Origin of the sequence: Acinetobacter sp. ANC 5054, from assembly GCF_002135295.1 — a bacterium.
Classification (GTDB): domain Bacteria; phylum Pseudomonadota; class Gammaproteobacteria; order Pseudomonadales; family Moraxellaceae; genus Acinetobacter.
Window position 1 is genome coordinate 38462 of the sequence record NZ_NEGG01000008.1, and the last position, 16169, is coordinate 54630.

14 protein-coding genes are annotated in these 16169 nt (G+C 42.0%); 4 read left to right on the top strand and 10 right to left on the bottom strand.

The genetic code is table 11. The annotated features are described in order from the left end of the window. The first annotated feature begins 76 nt into the window (after positions 1–76). The 3 genes from B9T33_RS09475 (at position 77) to B9T33_RS09485 (ending at position 4744) form a co-directional block, all read left to right on the top strand. Entirely contained in the window at positions 77–1444 is a 1368-nt protein-coding gene (locus B9T33_RS09475) for an MATE family efflux transporter (protein WP_086178676.1), read from the top strand. A 273-nt stretch (positions 1445–1717) separates the two neighbouring features. Next, a complete protein-coding gene (locus B9T33_RS09480; protein ID WP_086178677.1) occupies positions 1718–3079 on the top strand; it encodes an LLM class flavin-dependent oxidoreductase in 1362 nt (453 codons plus the stop codon). Between the two features lie 297 nt (positions 3080–3376). After that, on the top strand, positions 3377–4744 hold the full coding sequence (locus B9T33_RS09485; RefSeq protein ID WP_086178678.1) for an LLM class flavin-dependent oxidoreductase: 1368 nt from the start codon (positions 3377–3379) through the stop codon (positions 4742–4744). Positions 4745–4889: 145 nt separating this feature from the next. On the opposite strand, the gene B9T33_RS09490 is transcribed toward B9T33_RS09485, so the two are convergent. Continuing rightward, a complete protein-coding gene (locus B9T33_RS09490) occupies positions 4890–5714 on the bottom strand; it encodes an ABC transporter ATP-binding protein (RefSeq protein WP_086178679.1) in 825 nt (274 codons plus the stop codon). Positions 5715–5757: 43 nt separating this feature from the next. After that, positions 5758–5973, bottom strand: a complete 216-nt coding sequence (locus B9T33_RS09495; protein WP_067765474.1) for a TOBE domain-containing protein — start codon at positions 5971–5973, stop codon at positions 5758–5760. 230 nt (positions 5974–6203) lie between these two features. Here B9T33_RS09495 and B9T33_RS09500 point away from each other — a divergent pair, with 230 nt between their 5' ends. Continuing rightward, positions 6204–7307, top strand: coding sequence for a sigma-54 interaction domain-containing protein (locus B9T33_RS09500; RefSeq protein ID WP_086178680.1), 1104 nt, complete (start codon positions 6204–6206; stop codon positions 7305–7307). A gap of 164 nt (positions 7308–7471) precedes the next feature. Here B9T33_RS09500 and B9T33_RS09505 read toward each other — a convergent pair whose 3' ends face one another. Genes B9T33_RS09505 through B9T33_RS09540 form a run of 8 tightly spaced genes read right to left on the bottom strand, consistent with a single transcriptional unit; the run spans position 7472 to position 15670 of the window. Then, positions 7472–8302 carry an ABC transporter permease gene (locus tag B9T33_RS09505; protein WP_086178681.1) on the bottom strand — a complete coding sequence of 277 codons (831 nt, stop codon included), beginning with the start codon at positions 8300–8302 and terminating at the stop codon, positions 7472–7474. A 20-nt stretch (positions 8303–8322) separates the two neighbouring features. Beyond that, complete coding sequence (locus B9T33_RS09510; protein WP_067765483.1) at positions 8323–9156, bottom strand: ABC transporter ATP-binding protein; 834 nt, start codon at positions 9154–9156, stop codon at positions 8323–8325. A gap of 2 nt (positions 9157–9158) precedes the next feature. Continuing rightward, positions 9159–10193: an ABC transporter substrate-binding protein gene (locus tag B9T33_RS09515; RefSeq protein ID WP_086178682.1), complete on the bottom strand. Its 1035-nt coding sequence runs from the start codon at positions 10191–10193 to the stop codon at positions 9159–9161. A 12-nt stretch (positions 10194–10205) separates the two neighbouring features. Next, the gene (locus B9T33_RS09520) at positions 10206–11003 is read right to left on the bottom strand and encodes an ABC transporter permease (RefSeq protein ID WP_086178683.1); all 798 of its coding nucleotides are present in this window, start codon (positions 11001–11003) and stop codon (positions 10206–10208) included. Then, positions 11000–11848, bottom strand: coding sequence for an ABC transporter permease (locus B9T33_RS09525; protein ID WP_086178684.1), 849 nt, complete (start codon positions 11846–11848; stop codon positions 11000–11002). Before B9T33_RS09525 ends, B9T33_RS09520 begins: the two co-directional genes overlap by 4 nt. Beyond that, entirely contained in the window at positions 11845–13101 is a 1257-nt protein-coding gene (locus tag B9T33_RS09530) for an MFS transporter (RefSeq protein WP_086178685.1), read from the bottom strand. Before B9T33_RS09530 ends, B9T33_RS09525 begins: the two co-directional genes overlap by 4 nt. A gap of 8 nt (positions 13102–13109) precedes the next feature. After that, positions 13110–14165 carry an ABC transporter substrate-binding protein gene (locus B9T33_RS09535; protein ID WP_086178686.1) on the bottom strand — a complete coding sequence of 352 codons (1056 nt, stop codon included), beginning with the start codon at positions 14163–14165 and terminating at the stop codon, positions 13110–13112. A 32-nt stretch (positions 14166–14197) separates the two neighbouring features. Continuing rightward, complete coding sequence (locus B9T33_RS09540) at positions 14198–15670, bottom strand: DUF3138 domain-containing protein (RefSeq protein ID WP_086178687.1); 1473 nt, start codon at positions 15668–15670, stop codon at positions 14198–14200. Positions 15671–16169 lie beyond the last annotated feature (499 nt).

Consider the following 16169-nt stretch of genomic DNA (forward strand, 5'->3'; position numbering starts at 1 on the left):
AAGGCTTTTTTATGTCTAAGCATGCTAGTGTAAACATTAGCCAAAATGATAAAAATATCACCCACAGGACAGTCTTATGTCGAAGCAGCAGCCCCTCGTTAACCAACACAATCTGTGGAAAACCTTCTTGGTTTTTCTGATGCCGTTGATTGCGACCAATATTTTGCAAAATTTATCAGGGACAATTAACACGGTATTTGTGGGGCAAATGCTGGGTGTACATGCGATTGCAGCTGTAGCGGTATTCTTTCCAATTCTATTTTGCTTAATGGCGTTCGTGATTGGTTTATCCGCTGGTGCAACCGTTTTGGTTGGACAAGCTTGGGGAGCGCAAAATCTTGAAAAGGTGCGTACCGTGGTGGGTTCCACTTTATTTATGACCCTGATTGGCGGCAGTATTATCGCTTTTTTAGGGGTGATTTTCGCTAAACCCGTTTTGTCTGCACTAGGCACAGACCCTGAAGTTATGCACTTGTCACTGCCTTATGTGCAGTGGATGTTGGCAGGTAGTCCGCTGTTATTTATCTATATTATTTATACGTCAATTCTACGTGGTGTAGGCGACAGTACCACACCACTAATTGCCTCAGGTATGACCATTGGTACGGGTTTAATTATCACACCCATTTTAATTGCAGGAAAATTTGGTTTTCCACAAATGGGGATTATTGCACCAGCGATTGCGACCAACATTGGTTTTTTTATCGCGCTCGTGTTCTTGTTTGTTTACCTCAACAAGAAAAATCATCCGCTGAAACCTGACATGGAATTATTACGTCATGTGCGCCATCAACATGATTTGAGCAAAATTATTCTACGACTCGGGATACCAACGGGTATTCAGATGGTCACCACCTCGGTGGCAGGTTTAGTCATTGTTGGACTCGTCAACCGTCATGGTGCAGATGCAACTGCGGCTTATGGTGCGGTTAATCAGGTGCTGAATTATATTCAATTCCCTGCACTGTCCATTTCCATTGCAGCCTCTATTTTCGCAGCGCAAGCGATTGGTGCGGGTAAGTCAGAACTACTCAATAAAGTGAAACGGACTGCCTTAGGGATGAACATTATGATTACAGGTGCCTTAGTCGTGCTCGGCTATTTGTTCTCGAAATATTTAATGGCCTTATTTATTACTGACCCGAATGTGGTGATCTTGGGTCAACAGCTGTTGTTTATTGTGTTGTGGTCAATTGTATTCTTTGGGGCCAGTGCCATCTTTGCATCCATCATGCGCGCCAGTGGTACCGTAACTGTGCCGATGATCATCAATATTTTGGCGATTATTGCGATTGAAGTACCGTGTGCTTACTTATTTAGTGAATGGTGGGGCTTAAAAGGTATTTGGTATGCCTATGCCTTGGCCTTTGTCAGTCTTTGTTTATTGCAAGGCTTGTACTACCAATTTGTTTGGAAAAAGAAAACCATCCAAACCTTGGTATAAAAGCGATCTTTCCTTCAAAAAATGCCACTTTCCTCGCGACATTTTTATGCTGATGCTATAGAGCATGCTTTTTTGCAAAATCAGCTGGATTTTTGCATAAGCTCTGAATAATTTCTGCTGTGGTTATCTGCTCAAATAGATGATTTTGCTGTTGTTTAATCAGTATATATTCAACTCAAAATCGCTAAGTATTTCATTCCTTAATGATTTTTTATTGGCATATATCTTGTTCTAAAACAGAGATTAAATTGCTTTTAGAAATAAGGAAAAATAATGGCCAAGCGACAAATTAAACTCGGTGCTTTTATTCCCACAACGTCTCAACATGTGGCTGGTTGGCGCCATCCTGAATCACGCCCACAAGATCATCTCAATATTGACTACGCCATTGAATTAGTGCAAACCGCAGAACGTGGCTTGTTTGATGCTTACTTTTTAGCAGATGGTTTATCAGTCCGTTGGAGTTCAGCTATCGAGGGTGAAAAAGGTCTGGGCGATAAAGGCGTTGGCTTCGAACCTGTCACGCTATTTGCTGCACTCTCCACCATGACCAAGCATATTGGCTTCATTGCCACGGCATCCACGACCTACGAAGATCCGTATATTTTGGCTCGAAAATTTGCCTCTCTCGATCATATTTCTAAAGGTCGTGCTGCTTGGAATGTGGTTACCACAGCCTCTGCAGATACAGCAAAAAATTTTAATCTACAGCAACACCCTGAACCCAAAGAACGATATGAACGTGCCGATGAATTTATTGAGCTGAGTCATAAACTTTGGGACTCATGGGAGGACGACACCTTCCACTACAATAAAGAAACGGGACAATTTTTTGATGCACGTAAACAACATCAACCTGAACATCATGGCAAGTATTATCATGTTGAAGGCGCGTTAAATGTCTCTCGTCCACCGCAGGGCTATCCAGTGATTGTGCAAGCAGGTCAGTCAGAAGATGGCCGTGAACTTGCCGGCAAATATGCAGAAGTTATTTTTACTGCACAGCAAAATTTGGCCGATGCCCAAGCCTTTTACCGTGACGTAAAAAACCGTGTCCTAAAATATGGTCGTCATGCAGACGATCTAAAAATCATGCCGGGTGTGTCTATTTTTGTGGCTAAAACGGAGCAAGAAGCACAAGAAAAATATGACTTTTTAAATAGCTTAATTCATCCTGAAGTCGGTCTCAGCTTATTGTCTGCCTTAGCAGGTGGAATTAACTTATCCAAGTTTGATTTAGATGCACCCTTCCCTAAAATTGAAGATACCGACATTAATTTTTCTAGTCGTCAGCAAATGATGATTGATATTGCGCGTAAGCATAACTTTAGTATTCGCCAGTTGTATCAATATATCGCTTCAGCACGTGGGCATTGGACTTTAATTGGTACACCTGAACAAGTGGTGGATCAATTACAAGAGTGGTTTGAAAATGAAGCTGCTGATGGCTTTAATGTTTTACCACCAACCACACCGGCTGGATTAAACGATTTCGTTGATCTGATTGTGCCGGAATTACAACGTCGCGGTTTATTCCGTACCGCATATGAAGGCTCAACTTTACGTGAAAATCTAGGCTTAAAACGACCTGAAAATCAGTATGTGTTGAAAAATCAACAATCTCAAGCCTCGTAATTCACGCGAGCTGATTTCAGTTCAGCTTATATTTGCTAAATGCCTCATTTGAGGCATTTTTTATAATTAATCTTTAATCATGCCCACAATCCCATATATTTTTTACGTGTTTAAATATAAACAGATAAGTACTGCAATATTTTTGATGAACTCTCTGCAACACTCAAAATTATCTATTGTTTAAATATCAACACTTTAATTTCAATAAAATTATAAGCAACTGTTTTTGTTATATTATTTAATTGGCACGACATTTGTAATAACTCTATGGATTAAAACATATACTCAGGTTAATTCATGTCAAAACGTCAAATTCGCTTAGGGGCTTTCGTACCAGGAACTTCACAACATGTTGCCGGATGGCGCCATCCAGCAGCACGTCCACAAGACAGTCATAATTTAAAATACTTTACCGAGTTGGCTAAAACTGCTGAACGCGGCTTATTTGATGCCTATTTTCTTGCTGATGTTCCGGTCACCGTTGACCCAGACACCACGCCGGATTTAGGACTCAATGGTACTTTTTCAGCAGGATTGGAACCCGTATCCTTATTTTCAGCACTTGCCGCAGTAACTGAGCATATTGGCTTTATTGCAACCGCTTCGACCACCTATGAAGCACCGTATAACCTTGCGCGTAAATTTGCTTCTTTAGACCATTTATCTGAGGGTCGCGCTGCATGGAATGTGGTCACGACTTCAGGCAGCGTAGTCGCGAAAAACTACGGCATCAATGATGCATTACTTCCTAAAGAGCGCTATGAACGTGCAGATGAATTTATTGAAGTGACTCAAAAGCTTTGGGATTCATGGGAGGATGATGCCTTTGAATACAACAAGCAGACTGGACAATTCTTCACTGGCGAAAAATTGCATCCACCACGTTTTAAAGGTAAGCATATTTCTGTACATGGCGCTTTAAATATTGCTCGTCCTCCACAAGGCTATCCTGTCATTGTACAAGCAGGTCAATCACATGACGGTCGTGAGTTGGCTGCAAAATATGCCGAAGTCATCTTCACCGCACAACAAAAAATTGAAGATGCACAAGACTTTTACCGTGATGTGAAATCACGTTTAGCTAAATTTGGCCGCCATCCAGATGATTTAAAAATTATGCCTGGTGTTTCGGTTTTTGTGGGCAAAACCGAAGCTGAAGCGCGCGCAAAGTATGACGAGCTAAACAGTTATATCCATCCAACCTTGGGACTTACCCTGTTAAAACAACTGGGCGGATTTACCGAAGATTTATCCCAATTTGATTTAGACCAACCCCTACCGGAACATATTGGTCAAATGGAAAACGGCGCCAGTCGCCAGCAACTCATCTTAGAGATTGCGCGTGAAAACAATTTTAGTATTCGTCAGCTCTATCAATGGGTTGCAAGTGCTCGTGGTCATTGGACGCTCATTGGTACACCTGAACAAATTGTCGATCAACTACAAGCTTGGTTTGAAAATGAGGCGGCGGATGGCTTTAATATCCTACCGCCAACTACACCTGCAAGCTTAGATGACTTTGTCGATTTAGTGGTGCCAGAACTACAACGTCGTGGTCTGTTCCGTACCACATACGAAGGTAAAACTTTACGTGAAAATCTCGGATTAAAACGCCCTGAAAACCAATATCTCTTAGAAAAACGTCATACCTCGCAAGCATCCTAAGTACCTGCAATGACGACACAAGGTGCCCCAAATGGGGCATTTTTTATGATGAATGATTTGGAATACGTATCACGGATTAATCTGAAAAGGCATTTACCAGCTACAAAAAAGCCCTGTAATCAGGGCTATATATATGTGTTTTAAGTTACCAAGCAAATTTATAATCTGCGAAACTCGCAGATAAGGGCTGAATTAATTGGTCTTTAACTGGATCACTAAAATCGGTCAAAATGTCATTTTTAATGTTGGTTAAGCGAATATCTTCACGTTTACGCGGATGCGGTAACTGGATATCGACGATCCGCTTAATCCGCCCTGGATGCGGCTGCATCACCACCACGCGATCACCTAAAAATACCGCCTCTTCCACATCATGGGTGACGATAATCATGGTGATTTTTTCACTTTGCCAAATCCGCTGTAACTCATCTTGCAAATTTTGACGTGTCAATGCATCAAGGGCACCGAAAGGTTCGTCTAGTAATAAAATCTGTGGTCGATTCACCAAACTGCGGGCAATCGCAACCCGCTGATTCATCCCGCCTGACAGCTGCGAGGGATAAGCATCTTTAAACTTGGTGAGTTTTACAAGTTCTAGATGTTCATCAATTAATTGATCTTCTTCCGCACGACTAAACTGGCTTTTGTGCAGCGCAATCCGTACATTTTCACGCACTGTTAACCAAGGAAACAGTCGATGGTCTTGAAACACAATACCACGTTCGAGACTGGTTCCCTGAATCGCTTCACCATCAACTAAAATTTGGCCCTGAAACTGACGCTCCAAACCCACCAATAAACGCAATAATGTTGATTTACCACAGCCACTGCTGCCCACAATACTAATAAATTCACCCGGCTTAATCTCTAGATTAATATCTTCAAGTACCGTCAAATCTTCATTCTTTTGTGTGGGATAATGTTTACTCAGCTGCTGAATAGAAACCGAACCGGTTTGTTCTACGCTCATATCATTATTCTCAATTCATTTTTGAATAGACTACTGACTCAGCTTAAAGTTTAGCCAACGACACTTCCGTAGATTTAATTAACACCACCACTTCTGAACCCACTTTTAAATCCAGATCTTTGACTGATCGTGTGGTAATCACGGATGTAAAAAAACCTGCCTTGGTTTCTACATCAATTTCAGAAACCACTGGTCCTTCTACGATTTCATTAATCACGCCTTTAAATTGGTTACGCACATTTACTGAAGTAATCGCCATTTTAATTATGCCTTTTGTTATTTAGAGATCTTTAATATAGAACACTTCAATCACTTACTATATCTCGATTTATCCTTTAGTTATCCCGATTTTATTTATCTCAAAAACAGATAAATAATCCCAAGTAGAATTTATGCTTGAAACTGATATTTAAATATCGATTTATTATTTATCTTTTATTTTTAAATCTTTCATCATGATCAACATTTTCAACAACTATAAGAATCTACATGTCTATTCTGACCCACCCTTCAGTGCCGTCTGCACTCAAGCATAAACGGGCGACAGCAACAGTTTTTGCAGATCCTTTATCGCAAGCGTTGTTATCGCGAATTGAACAAATTGCACCAAGCGATGCCAATGCATTAATCATTGGTGATACAGGTACGGGAAAAGAATTGGTCGCACGGCAAATCCATCAATTGAGCCATCGCGCCAAAGGGCCTTTCATTGCCGTAAACTGTGGTGCCTTTACCGAATCTCTAGTTGAAAGTGAATTATTCGGTCATGAAAAAGGGGCTTTTACCGGTGCCATTAATAGTCGTGTCGGATGGTTTGAAGCAGCACACAATGGCACACTGTTTTTAGATGAAATTGGTGATTTATCTTTGTCTATGCAGGTTAAATTGCTGCGCGTTTTACAAGAACGTGAGATCGTGCGTGTCGGTTCACTCAAACCCATTCCGATCAATGTCCGAATTATCGCAGCGACCAATGTAGATTTAGAGCATGCCGTACAGGACGGACGTTTCAGGGAAGATTTATTCTATCGTTTGCATGTCGCATTACTCCGTATACCACGTTTAGCAGAACGGCGTGCTGACATTCTGCCCTTAGTCAAACACTTCATACAAGTCTATCAAACCAATCCCCATGAGACGCCTTTGCGCTTGAGTCAATTGGCACTCAAAAAGCTCAGCTTACATAGCTGGCCGGGTAATATTCGTGAGTTGGAAAATACGATTCAGCATGCGATTTTAGTCAGTCAAAATGGTGTGATTGAACCTGAAGATATTAGCTTTTCCAGTATCCAAACTGCGTCATATGCTTCTCGAATAGAACCGTTTAATATACATAAGGCCACTTCAGCACTGAGCAATATTCAAAATATTCAAAATATTCAGGATGCGGGACAGCTTTTAGAACAGACTTTTTTACAGATTTTCCAAGCTGCCGATCAGCTCAAGCAAGACAATATTAATGAACTGATTGAGGAGAAATTTATCCGCAGTGCTTATCAACACTGCCAATACAATCAAGTGCATACTGCTCGTTTGCTCGGTGTGACCCGTAATGTGATACGCACACGTTTAATTAAATATGGTTTGTTATAAATAGGCCCTATTTAATTCAAAGATAATAATCGTTCAGACAACCATTATTAATAATCAAAAATAATTATTAAATAACAGTCTTGTTATTCAGAATAAATATTTAACATATAAAAAACCTCGATAAATATCGAGGTTTTTTATTTAAATAATTATTTTTATTTGATTTATTCCACCGGATTACGCTTCCATGCCGTAAAATATTTTTCCAGGCCAATAAGCAAATAGTTAAAGGCTAAACCCACTAAAGTAATGACCAAAATACCCACGAACATCTGTGGTATTTCAAAGCTAAATTGCGAGTAAATAATCAAATAGCCCAAACCGGCTTTGGCACCAAACATTTCAACCGCCACCAATGCCAAAATAGAGATCGCCCCGGCCAAACGGATACCGACAAAAATCGTGGGTACAGATGCCGGTAAAATGACTTTTCGGAACAACTGATAAGGTTTCAACCCCATGGTACGTGCAGATTTAATCAATAAAGGATCAACGGTTTGTACGCCAGTAATGGTGTTCAATAAAATGGGCCACGTGCAAGCATAGACCAACAGGCTAATTTTAGAAGTTTCACCAATGCCAAGAAATAAAATAAACAAAGGCATTAATGCCAAAGCCGTGGTATTTCGGAACAGTTCTAACAAAGGGTTTAGGGTTTCTGCAACCAATTTATACCAACCAATTACTAGCCCCAATGGAATAGCAATGGCTAAGGCCAACAAAAAGCCAATAATCGAACGCTGAATACTGGCAAAGAAATGTATACCCAATTGACCGCTTTGATAAAGCTGCCAAGTGGTTTCAAGAACGACAGACAAAGGCGGTAAAAAGGCTGGGTTAACAATTCCGCTACGTGGCAAAACCTCCCAAAGCAGAAAAAATACCACAATGGCAATTGTGCGCTTAAACACAGTATTGAGCCAAGTAAATTGGAATCGCGGTTTTATAGGACTATAACTTTGCGAATAACTGATCGCTTGTTTTGTTGATGACATGAGTGAATCCTCTGAATATTTTAGTTATGGGCAAGCTGTTTATCTTTTTCGAGCGCTTGCGCTTTGATGACTTCTTCACTGAGCAATGACCAAATTTTGTGGCGGATTCTGCCGTATTCAGGCAGTGAACGTACATCTTCACTTGCACTACGTAAGCTTTGTGGGATTTCAATCACTTCTTTAATCCGACCCGGCCTTGAGGTCATAATCGCCACACGCTGACTCAGATAAATCGCTTCATCAATACTGTGGGTAATAAAGACAATGGTCTTTTTCGAGCTTTTCCAAATATTGATCAGTTCACCTTGTAAGGTTTCACGGGTCTGTGCATCTAACGCAGCAAAAGGCTCATCCATCAATAAAATTTCCGGTTCATAGGCCAAACTGCGGGCAATCGCAACACGCTGTTTCATCCCTCCCGAAAGTTCATTGGGATAATGCTTTTCAAAGCCGCTCAAACCAACTAATTTGAGATAATACTCGGCCTTTTCACGGCGCTCTTTTTTAGCCACGCCTTTGGCTTCTAAACCAAATTCAATATTTTCTAATGCGTTCAACCACGGATAGAGTGCATATTGTTGAAACACAATGCCACGGTCTAAACCGGGCTGAGTGATTTGCTTACCACTGAGTAAAATTTGCCCAGATGATGGCTTAGTCAAGCCTGCAATCAAGTCCAGTAGCGTCGATTTACCACAGCCACTTGGCCCGACTATAGACACAAATTCACCTTGGCGAATATCTAAGGTGACATTTTCCACGGCGATAAATTCAGGTTTATAGTTTTTACTGCTGCTATGGTTTTGTGCAGGAAATACCTTACGCACATGATCTAAATGTAATGCACTGCTCATGCTTATATTCCTTTTAATTGCTGTGTGGTCGCATAGGGATTAAATTCATTGCTATAGATGCGACTCACATCAATTTGATTTGGTTTTAATTTATGTTCTTGTTCTAAGGCTTTGACCCAGGGTGCGAAGTCCTGATCTTTTTGCACCCCCCCGATTTCATGCACCCCAGTTCCAGTGTAATAAGGGACCAATACGGTATTTTCATTGCGTTGGCGCTTTTCAATAATGTTTTCCATACGAGCAATGATTTGTTGCTTCGGCGTACGATGCAGCCATTCTTGGGCTTGAGCAACACCACTCACAAACGTTCGTGCGACTTCAGGGTTTTGCTGAATAAAGTCGCCACGCATTGAATAACTGCCTGCGGTAAATGGCCCATACAGATCAATGTCTTTAAAAATACTGCGGACCCCACCTGTCTTTAAAGCACGTTTTTCTAAGATGCCGGAGAATACGGCAATATCAATTTGCCCGTTACGCAGCGCTTGTTCAGAGCTCACAGGCGGTAACATAATCAGTTCGACTTGACGAATTTCTTGTTCAGTTAGCCCATGTCGTGCCAAATAGTCTTTCACTACAAAGTCGTAATGCGCACCATAGGCATTTACCGCAACTTTTTTACCGATAAAATCACGAGCACTACGAATCGGACTATTTTCCAATACATAAAATCCGACATTTTGCTCGGCATCGCTGCCGTAGGATGCCACGACCGGTACAACATCCAGACCTGCAGCAATCACTTTCACCACAGCACCATTAAACGCTCCGGCAAAATCCACATCCCCTGCAACCAAGGTCAATAAATCTTGCGGACCACCTTGAACTGAACCGACGTAACTTAATTTAATATCGCCGAGATACCCTAAATCTTGTGCCAATTCAGGTAAGGATACGAGGCCTGGATAGCTTTGATAACGTAATTCATGCACTGCTGCATACTGTTCAACATGTGGGCTGCTACAACCCACCATGACAGTGCTACCGATTAATGTGCCAAGTAAAAGATTGCGCCATAATTTTGGAAATTTATTCATTTTTATGTACTCCTATCTCGCCTGCTGCCACGCCAAAACTTTGCGTTCGATCCATGTCAGAATGCTGTTTAACAACACGCCCACCGCACCAATCAACAACATGCCAAAAATAATCAGTTCAACATCAAATGCCTGTCGCCCCTGAATCACGATGTTGCCCAACCCATTGCCATAATTTGCCAGTAAAAATTCAGAGCCAATGGTGGCAAGCCAAGCGAAAATCAGCCCAAGTTGTAGGCCAACAAATATCTGTGCCGATGCACCGGGTAAAATCAACTTACGGAACGCGAACAGTCGAGGAAATTGATAGACTGCGGCAACTTCGCGATATTTATGTGAAATGCTGCTAACGCCCTCGAAGGTATGTAGTGCTACTGGATAAAACACAGATAAAGTAATAAAAAGAATTTTTGCGCCGTGACCTTGCCCTAAAAAGGTCGAAATCAATGGCAGCCATGCAAATAATGAAATTTGACGTAGTACATGAAAACTCGGTGCCATTAACCAATTCGATAGACGTGAGCTGGCAATTAAAATACCGAATAACACGCCTGCCACTGCCCCTATGCCATAGCCGATAAAGTTACGGGCTAAACTTTCAGTTAAGCCATCAATAAAGCTCGGCTGTTGTAACACCGCAACGGCTTTTTGCAGCACCAATAAGGGAGATGGAATCAATTTGGCATCAATCCAGTTTTGCTGTGAAGCCACCGCCCAAAGCGCAATAAAAACCACTGGTAAAAGCACTGCTTTGAGCGTTTTTTGCAGGATTCGCACTGCATTTCGATTGAAAGAAACAGTATGACTCATAGCTGTACTCCTACTCGAGTTGCATGAAAGCGTGCGGTTTTTTCGAGCCAAGCAAATACCGTATCCAACACATAGCCCGTTATGCCGATCAAAATAATGGCCATGAAAATCAAATCCATCTGCATCAATTGACGTCCCCAAACCATGAGGTAGCCAATACCTTCACTACTTGCTAATAACTCGACGAACACCAGTGCCAACCACGCTTGCATAATGCCTTGACGTAAACCACTAATCACACTTGGTAATGCCGCAGGCAGAATGACATTTTTCAATTTCTGCCAGTTGCTGTATTGGTATACATCTGCCACTTCCATCAAGCTATGTGGCACTTGAGTAATACCTTTATAAGTTGCAATCAGCAGCGGTGGTAATACCGCTAAAGAAATCGCTGCAATTTTTAAAGCTTCATCTATACCCAAGAAAATCATCAGTAGCGGAATCCAGCCGACAATTGGAAATTGTGCAATCAAATTGACGGTTGGAAAGACATAATCTCGACTGCGTTTTGCCAATCCCAACACCGTTCCAAGCAGTACACCCACACTGGCACCAATCAGTACGCTCCATAAAATACGCTTGGCACTGACCGCAAAATGAAAGCCTAACTCACCGCTTTGCCACAGCTCAGCAGTGCTTTGCCATACCAAACTTGGCGCAGGTAAAATTTGTTCAGGTAACCACTGCTTTAAAGTTGCGACATACCATAGGCCGAGAAAAAGAACCGGCAACAGGAATCCACACGCCACTTGCAAAGTTAGTTTTAAATAGCTCTTCAAAAAATCAAAAACACTTCGGTCACTTTGCAAGGGAACCGAATGTGCAGATACATCCGTTAGGCTCATAATTCTTGTCCTTTTACGCTTTGTTCTGTTACATCAGGTTTTAAAAATTGAATAAATGCCTGATCTCTGCTGATCAAAATAATCAGACCAATAAACGCCAGTCCGATCGGGAAAAATAAATTTTGTAGTCCAACACTGGCACCAAATACAGCACCAATCACCCCACCCACCATGCCACCAGATGGGCCGACCAAAGCCAAAATTGGTGAAATTTTTGCCATTGCGGTTTGCTCACCGACACGGGCAAAAGACATAAAATTAGCAATGTGCAACATGCCTAAACCCAACCCCAACATCACCGATGCTGGCCACATCAACAGCGTGGTATGGGTTAATGCTAAAAGCAGTAATGCTGCTGCCATCAAGCTCAGCCCAATCACATAAAATTTCTGGTAGCCCATCAGCTCAGCCAAACCGCCCATGCTAAACAGTGAACCGACAAAGACGATGCCTTGTACGGTTAATAGCATCACCGCCACTGGCTCGGATAAGGCAAAGCTTTGAATTGCAATCACCACAATAAAAAAGCCAAAATAGTTATTTGCAAGACTGCTTAAAAATTCCAAGGTACAGATCACCCGCAGTGAGGTATGGGTTTTGATCAAGCTCAAGGGTGCAATCACATCGCGCCATTGAAATGACGAAGCGTTGCTGGCATTTTGATGGCCACGTTGAAAGCACCAAGGCGCAAACACTAAGGTTGCTAAAAACAAGGCCGACACCACATAAAAACTTCCGCCATAACCAAAATGCTCAATCAACAGCACACTTAAAGCGGGTGCAATGAGAAAAAAACCCATCATGTGCGAACCGCGAAACCAACCTGCGCGTGCAGGACCCAAACGTTTCAGATTGCTCAAAAACACGGTATTGATGGACACGAAACGCATGGGCAATACAAAGCTCACCAACGCAGTCACCGCCAATAAATACCAAGCACTGCTGTGTAATGGGGTTAAGCTATAAAGCAATGCGCCAAATAAACTTCCTAAGCTAAACACTTTGAGTGAACCAAAACGCTGGACTAACACGCCAATCGGTAAAGCCATCAGTAAAATGCCGATGTTTTGCGCTGCGGAAATCAATCCGAGTTGCAATTCGCTGGCTTCTAAATGCACGGCATACAATGAAATCAACACGCGTGCCACACCAACGCCCAGCCCTGCCAAGATCGTCAGCAGCACGAAACTGCTCATAAATTTGGTGGTTAAAGGGCTGGCAACAACATTACTGTCAATGGGGTTCATGCTCATGGTCTGCGTTACTTCGGCTGACCTTGGCTGTTAAATTGACGCCAGTAACCTTCAAGATTTAACTCTTTTAATGCATTGTTCAGATACTTCGGCTCGTACCATGTTTTAGTGTCAACATCACGGCGAATTAAACGCGCGTCTTTGGCAATTTTTAAGGCACTGTCAATTTGCGAACGATGGAATTCATCCAGTAATGGCGTGGTACGGTCTTTTAAGTTCCAGCCATCCCATGTTTTTTGATAATCAACCAATGGGATACCGCTTTGTGCCCATAATTTATATTGCGCACTACGATTGGCTTCTTGTGAACTCCATTGAGCTTGTTTGATTAAGGTGGTGACAACACGCTGAACCACGTCTGGATATTGCTTTTCAAAACTTTCGGTTACCCAAAAATGTGCAATCGGTGCAACTTTTGGATCTTTGATTTCCAGTAAAGTTTTAGCGACTCCACGCGCTTGTAAGCTAAATGGCGATGTAATCGTCGCATCAATATCACCTGTGGCTAAAGCAGTACGGGCAGAGTAAGCATCTTGTGAAATTACGCGTAAATCACGCTCAGTAAAGCCATATTTTGCCAATACACGGTTAAATACAATTTGGCCATTGGTACCTTTAAATACCGAGAATTTTTTGCCTTTCAGATCCGCAAATGATTTGGCATTTGAACCTGCTGGTACCACCACATAGGTCGGGCCAAAACGACCAGTGGAGAACAGCACTTTGGTTTTTAAACCTGTTGAACGGCCCACCAATGATGGTAAGTCTCCATGTAAAGCAAAATCGACTTTACCATTGGCTAAAGCTTCATTGGTTGCTGGACCAGCGCCAGGGAAAAACAACCAATTGACTTTAATGCCATCTTTTTTAAATTCTTGCTCGAGCACTCCACGTAAATGTGCCGTTGCAACAAAGCTCCCGCCAACTTTCGGTTTACCACCTTCACCTGCAGCTGAAACTGAGATGCGGATTTCTTTCGGGTTAGCCGCGTGTAATTGCACACTTAAACCCAGTGCAGAAAGTGCCAAGAAAGTTGCTGCAATTTTTTTTGAAAAAATGTTCATTTTTAATCGTCCTATATATTTAAATCATTGAATTAGAATGTGTATTGAAGCTGCGCTTGCAGTTCGTTGGTGTCTTTTTGATTCGCTGTTTCCACATCAAATAGATAGTGATTCAGCTGTAATTGGAATTTGGTGGTTTGCGCAAAAAACAGGTTTAAGCCCAATGAGTGAATGTCATATTCACCAATACGACCACTGGCTGTATCTAAATAATTGGCAAGATTTTTATTTGGATTAAAGCGATCAAATCGGTAATAGCCCTGCACCGACTTCGGCCAAAAGTCATCAAATTTGGCATTCGATTTAATACTGTTATAAAACTGATCGCCTAAGGTATAGAACGCAGTAAAGGTATGCCCTTCAGCTTTGGCTTCTTTAATAGCCCGTGCTGTGACATCGACATAATCGGTCTTGCCTTGCACGTATTCATAGGTGGCACCAAACGGTGCGTGGTTGTAATACAAATCAAAGCCTAAACGATCGCGTTTTGCCGAGTTGTCGCTAATACCCGCGGTATTTAACTTAGATTCACCTTTGATGTACGAAGCACCAAATTTCAGCTCACGGAAAATGCTGGCGTAGTCCACAGGCAAGGTAAATGCAACACGCCCGATATAATCTTTGCCATTGTTATCATCGGCTTTATTGCTAGCATTACCGTTGGTCACACCCAAGGCATATTCGAACAAAGGCGCACGATAGTTCGATCCATAATCAACAAACGGTTTCACATCACCACGAACAATGAACCCATTCTGACGGTTAAATAAACCTAAATAAGTGGATGCAGAAGCGGTACTAATCGTCGGTCGTAAATCTTCAGGTGATTGAACATCCAGACCAAAAGGCAATAGTTGTTGACCTAAAGTAAAGTTCAGTTTTGCCGTTTCAGGCCCCGCATTGGTGGCCAAGGCGTTATAACGCACGAAAGCATCTAACAGATTAAAGTTACTGTTATTGGTGCCATCATTACGTTTGCCATAACCAAAAGACAATTGGTAATCGAGGTTCTTGCCCTCGTTATAGTCACGGAATAAATTACCGCGCACCCCAATCAAAGCCGTCCCAATATCAAAGGTTGATTTGGTGGCACCAATCACACCTGTATCATCCACGGCATTCGCACGTAACTGCACGGTGCCATACAAGTTGGTATCACGCGTTGATTTGGTGGTTTGACGTTCATACTGACGCGATTGATCATATTTATAATTTTCAATATCAGCACGTAAACCATCAATATCTTCAGAAGTTGCAGCGGTCACCTCCGCTGCTTGCTCCTCACCTGCAACATCCGCGCTCAGGGTTGCATCCGCAGTGTTCACTTCACTGTGCTTTTGTTTCGGTGACGCGGACTCAACCGTATTTAGGCGTTGCTGTAAGCTTTCTATTTGTTGCTTTAAAACACTTAATTCTTGCTGTAGCGCATTATCTGCGGCAAAGCTCAGTTGGCTGCTGGTTGCTAGAATCAGTCCAACAGCAACCGTTAAGGTGGTTCTTTTCATACTCTCAATTCACTTTTATATTTCCCAAAGCGCAAAGCGCCCCACCCCCATAGCAATTGCCTGGAGTGAATGTACTGCGTGGGTTTTAAATTAGATGTCCTCAGTCACTTCAGCTTTATTCAAATTTGTATTGCTGCTGTGCTGAGACAGACGGCGGAAATTAAGCGCGCATCATCGCTGGTGTCATCATGCAACAACACAGCTGCGCGACACGAAGTGAATTAAGCGGTAGATACGATAAAATGCTCATAAAAATTTCCATAGGGTGAGTGTTTTCATTCACTTTAATAGAGCAACATCCATGCCAATTAATTAAGTTATTGTTTTTGTTATATTTATTTAATTAAACTCAATAAATTCTGTTGCTTTTAATACGCTGATGCTGTTGAATTTCTAACACTTGCTTATTTAAATTCAGCTAATATTTCACTGTTGATATCATTTTTAGTGCAATAGATTCATCTTTACCCTTGCCACTTTTCCTTTTCATTCAGACATA

Coding starts and splice junctions, on each gene's coding strand:
- B9T33_RS09475 (WP_086178676.1), top strand. CDS start 77: ATGTCGAAGCAGCAGCCCCTCGTTAACCAACACAATCTGTGGAAAACC.
- B9T33_RS09480 (WP_086178677.1), top strand. CDS start 1,718: ATGGCCAAGCGACAAATTAAACTCGGTGCTTTTATTCCCACAACGTCT.
- B9T33_RS09485 (WP_086178678.1), top strand. CDS start 3,377: ATGTCAAAACGTCAAATTCGCTTAGGGGCTTTCGTACCAGGAACTTCA.
- B9T33_RS09490 (WP_086178679.1), bottom strand. CDS start 5,714: ATGAGCGTAGAACAAACCGGTTCGGTTTCTATTCAGCAGCTGAGTAAA.
- B9T33_RS09495 (WP_067765474.1), bottom strand. CDS start 5,973: ATGGCGATTACTTCAGTAAATGTGCGTAACCAATTTAAAGGCGTGATT.
- B9T33_RS09500 (WP_086178680.1), top strand. CDS start 6,204: ATGTCTATTCTGACCCACCCTTCAGTGCCGTCTGCACTCAAGCATAAA.
- B9T33_RS09505 (WP_086178681.1), bottom strand. CDS start 8,302: ATGTCATCAACAAAACAAGCGATCAGTTATTCGCAAAGTTATAGTCCT.
- B9T33_RS09510 (WP_067765483.1), bottom strand. CDS start 9,156: ATGAGCAGTGCATTACATTTAGATCATGTGCGTAAGGTATTTCCTGCA.
- B9T33_RS09515 (WP_086178682.1), bottom strand. CDS start 10,193: ATGAATAAATTTCCAAAATTATGGCGCAATCTTTTACTTGGCACATTA.
- B9T33_RS09520 (WP_086178683.1), bottom strand. CDS start 11,003: ATGAGTCATACTGTTTCTTTCAATCGAAATGCAGTGCGAATCCTGCAA.
- B9T33_RS09525 (WP_086178684.1), bottom strand. CDS start 11,848: ATGAGCCTAACGGATGTATCTGCACATTCGGTTCCCTTGCAAAGTGAC.
- B9T33_RS09530 (WP_086178685.1), bottom strand. CDS start 13,101: ATGAGCATGAACCCCATTGACAGTAATGTTGTTGCCAGCCCTTTAACC.
- B9T33_RS09535 (WP_086178686.1), bottom strand. CDS start 14,165: ATGAACATTTTTTCAAAAAAAATTGCAGCAACTTTCTTGGCACTTTCT.
- B9T33_RS09540 (WP_086178687.1), bottom strand. CDS start 15,670: ATGAAAAGAACCACCTTAACGGTTGCTGTTGGACTGATTCTAGCAACC.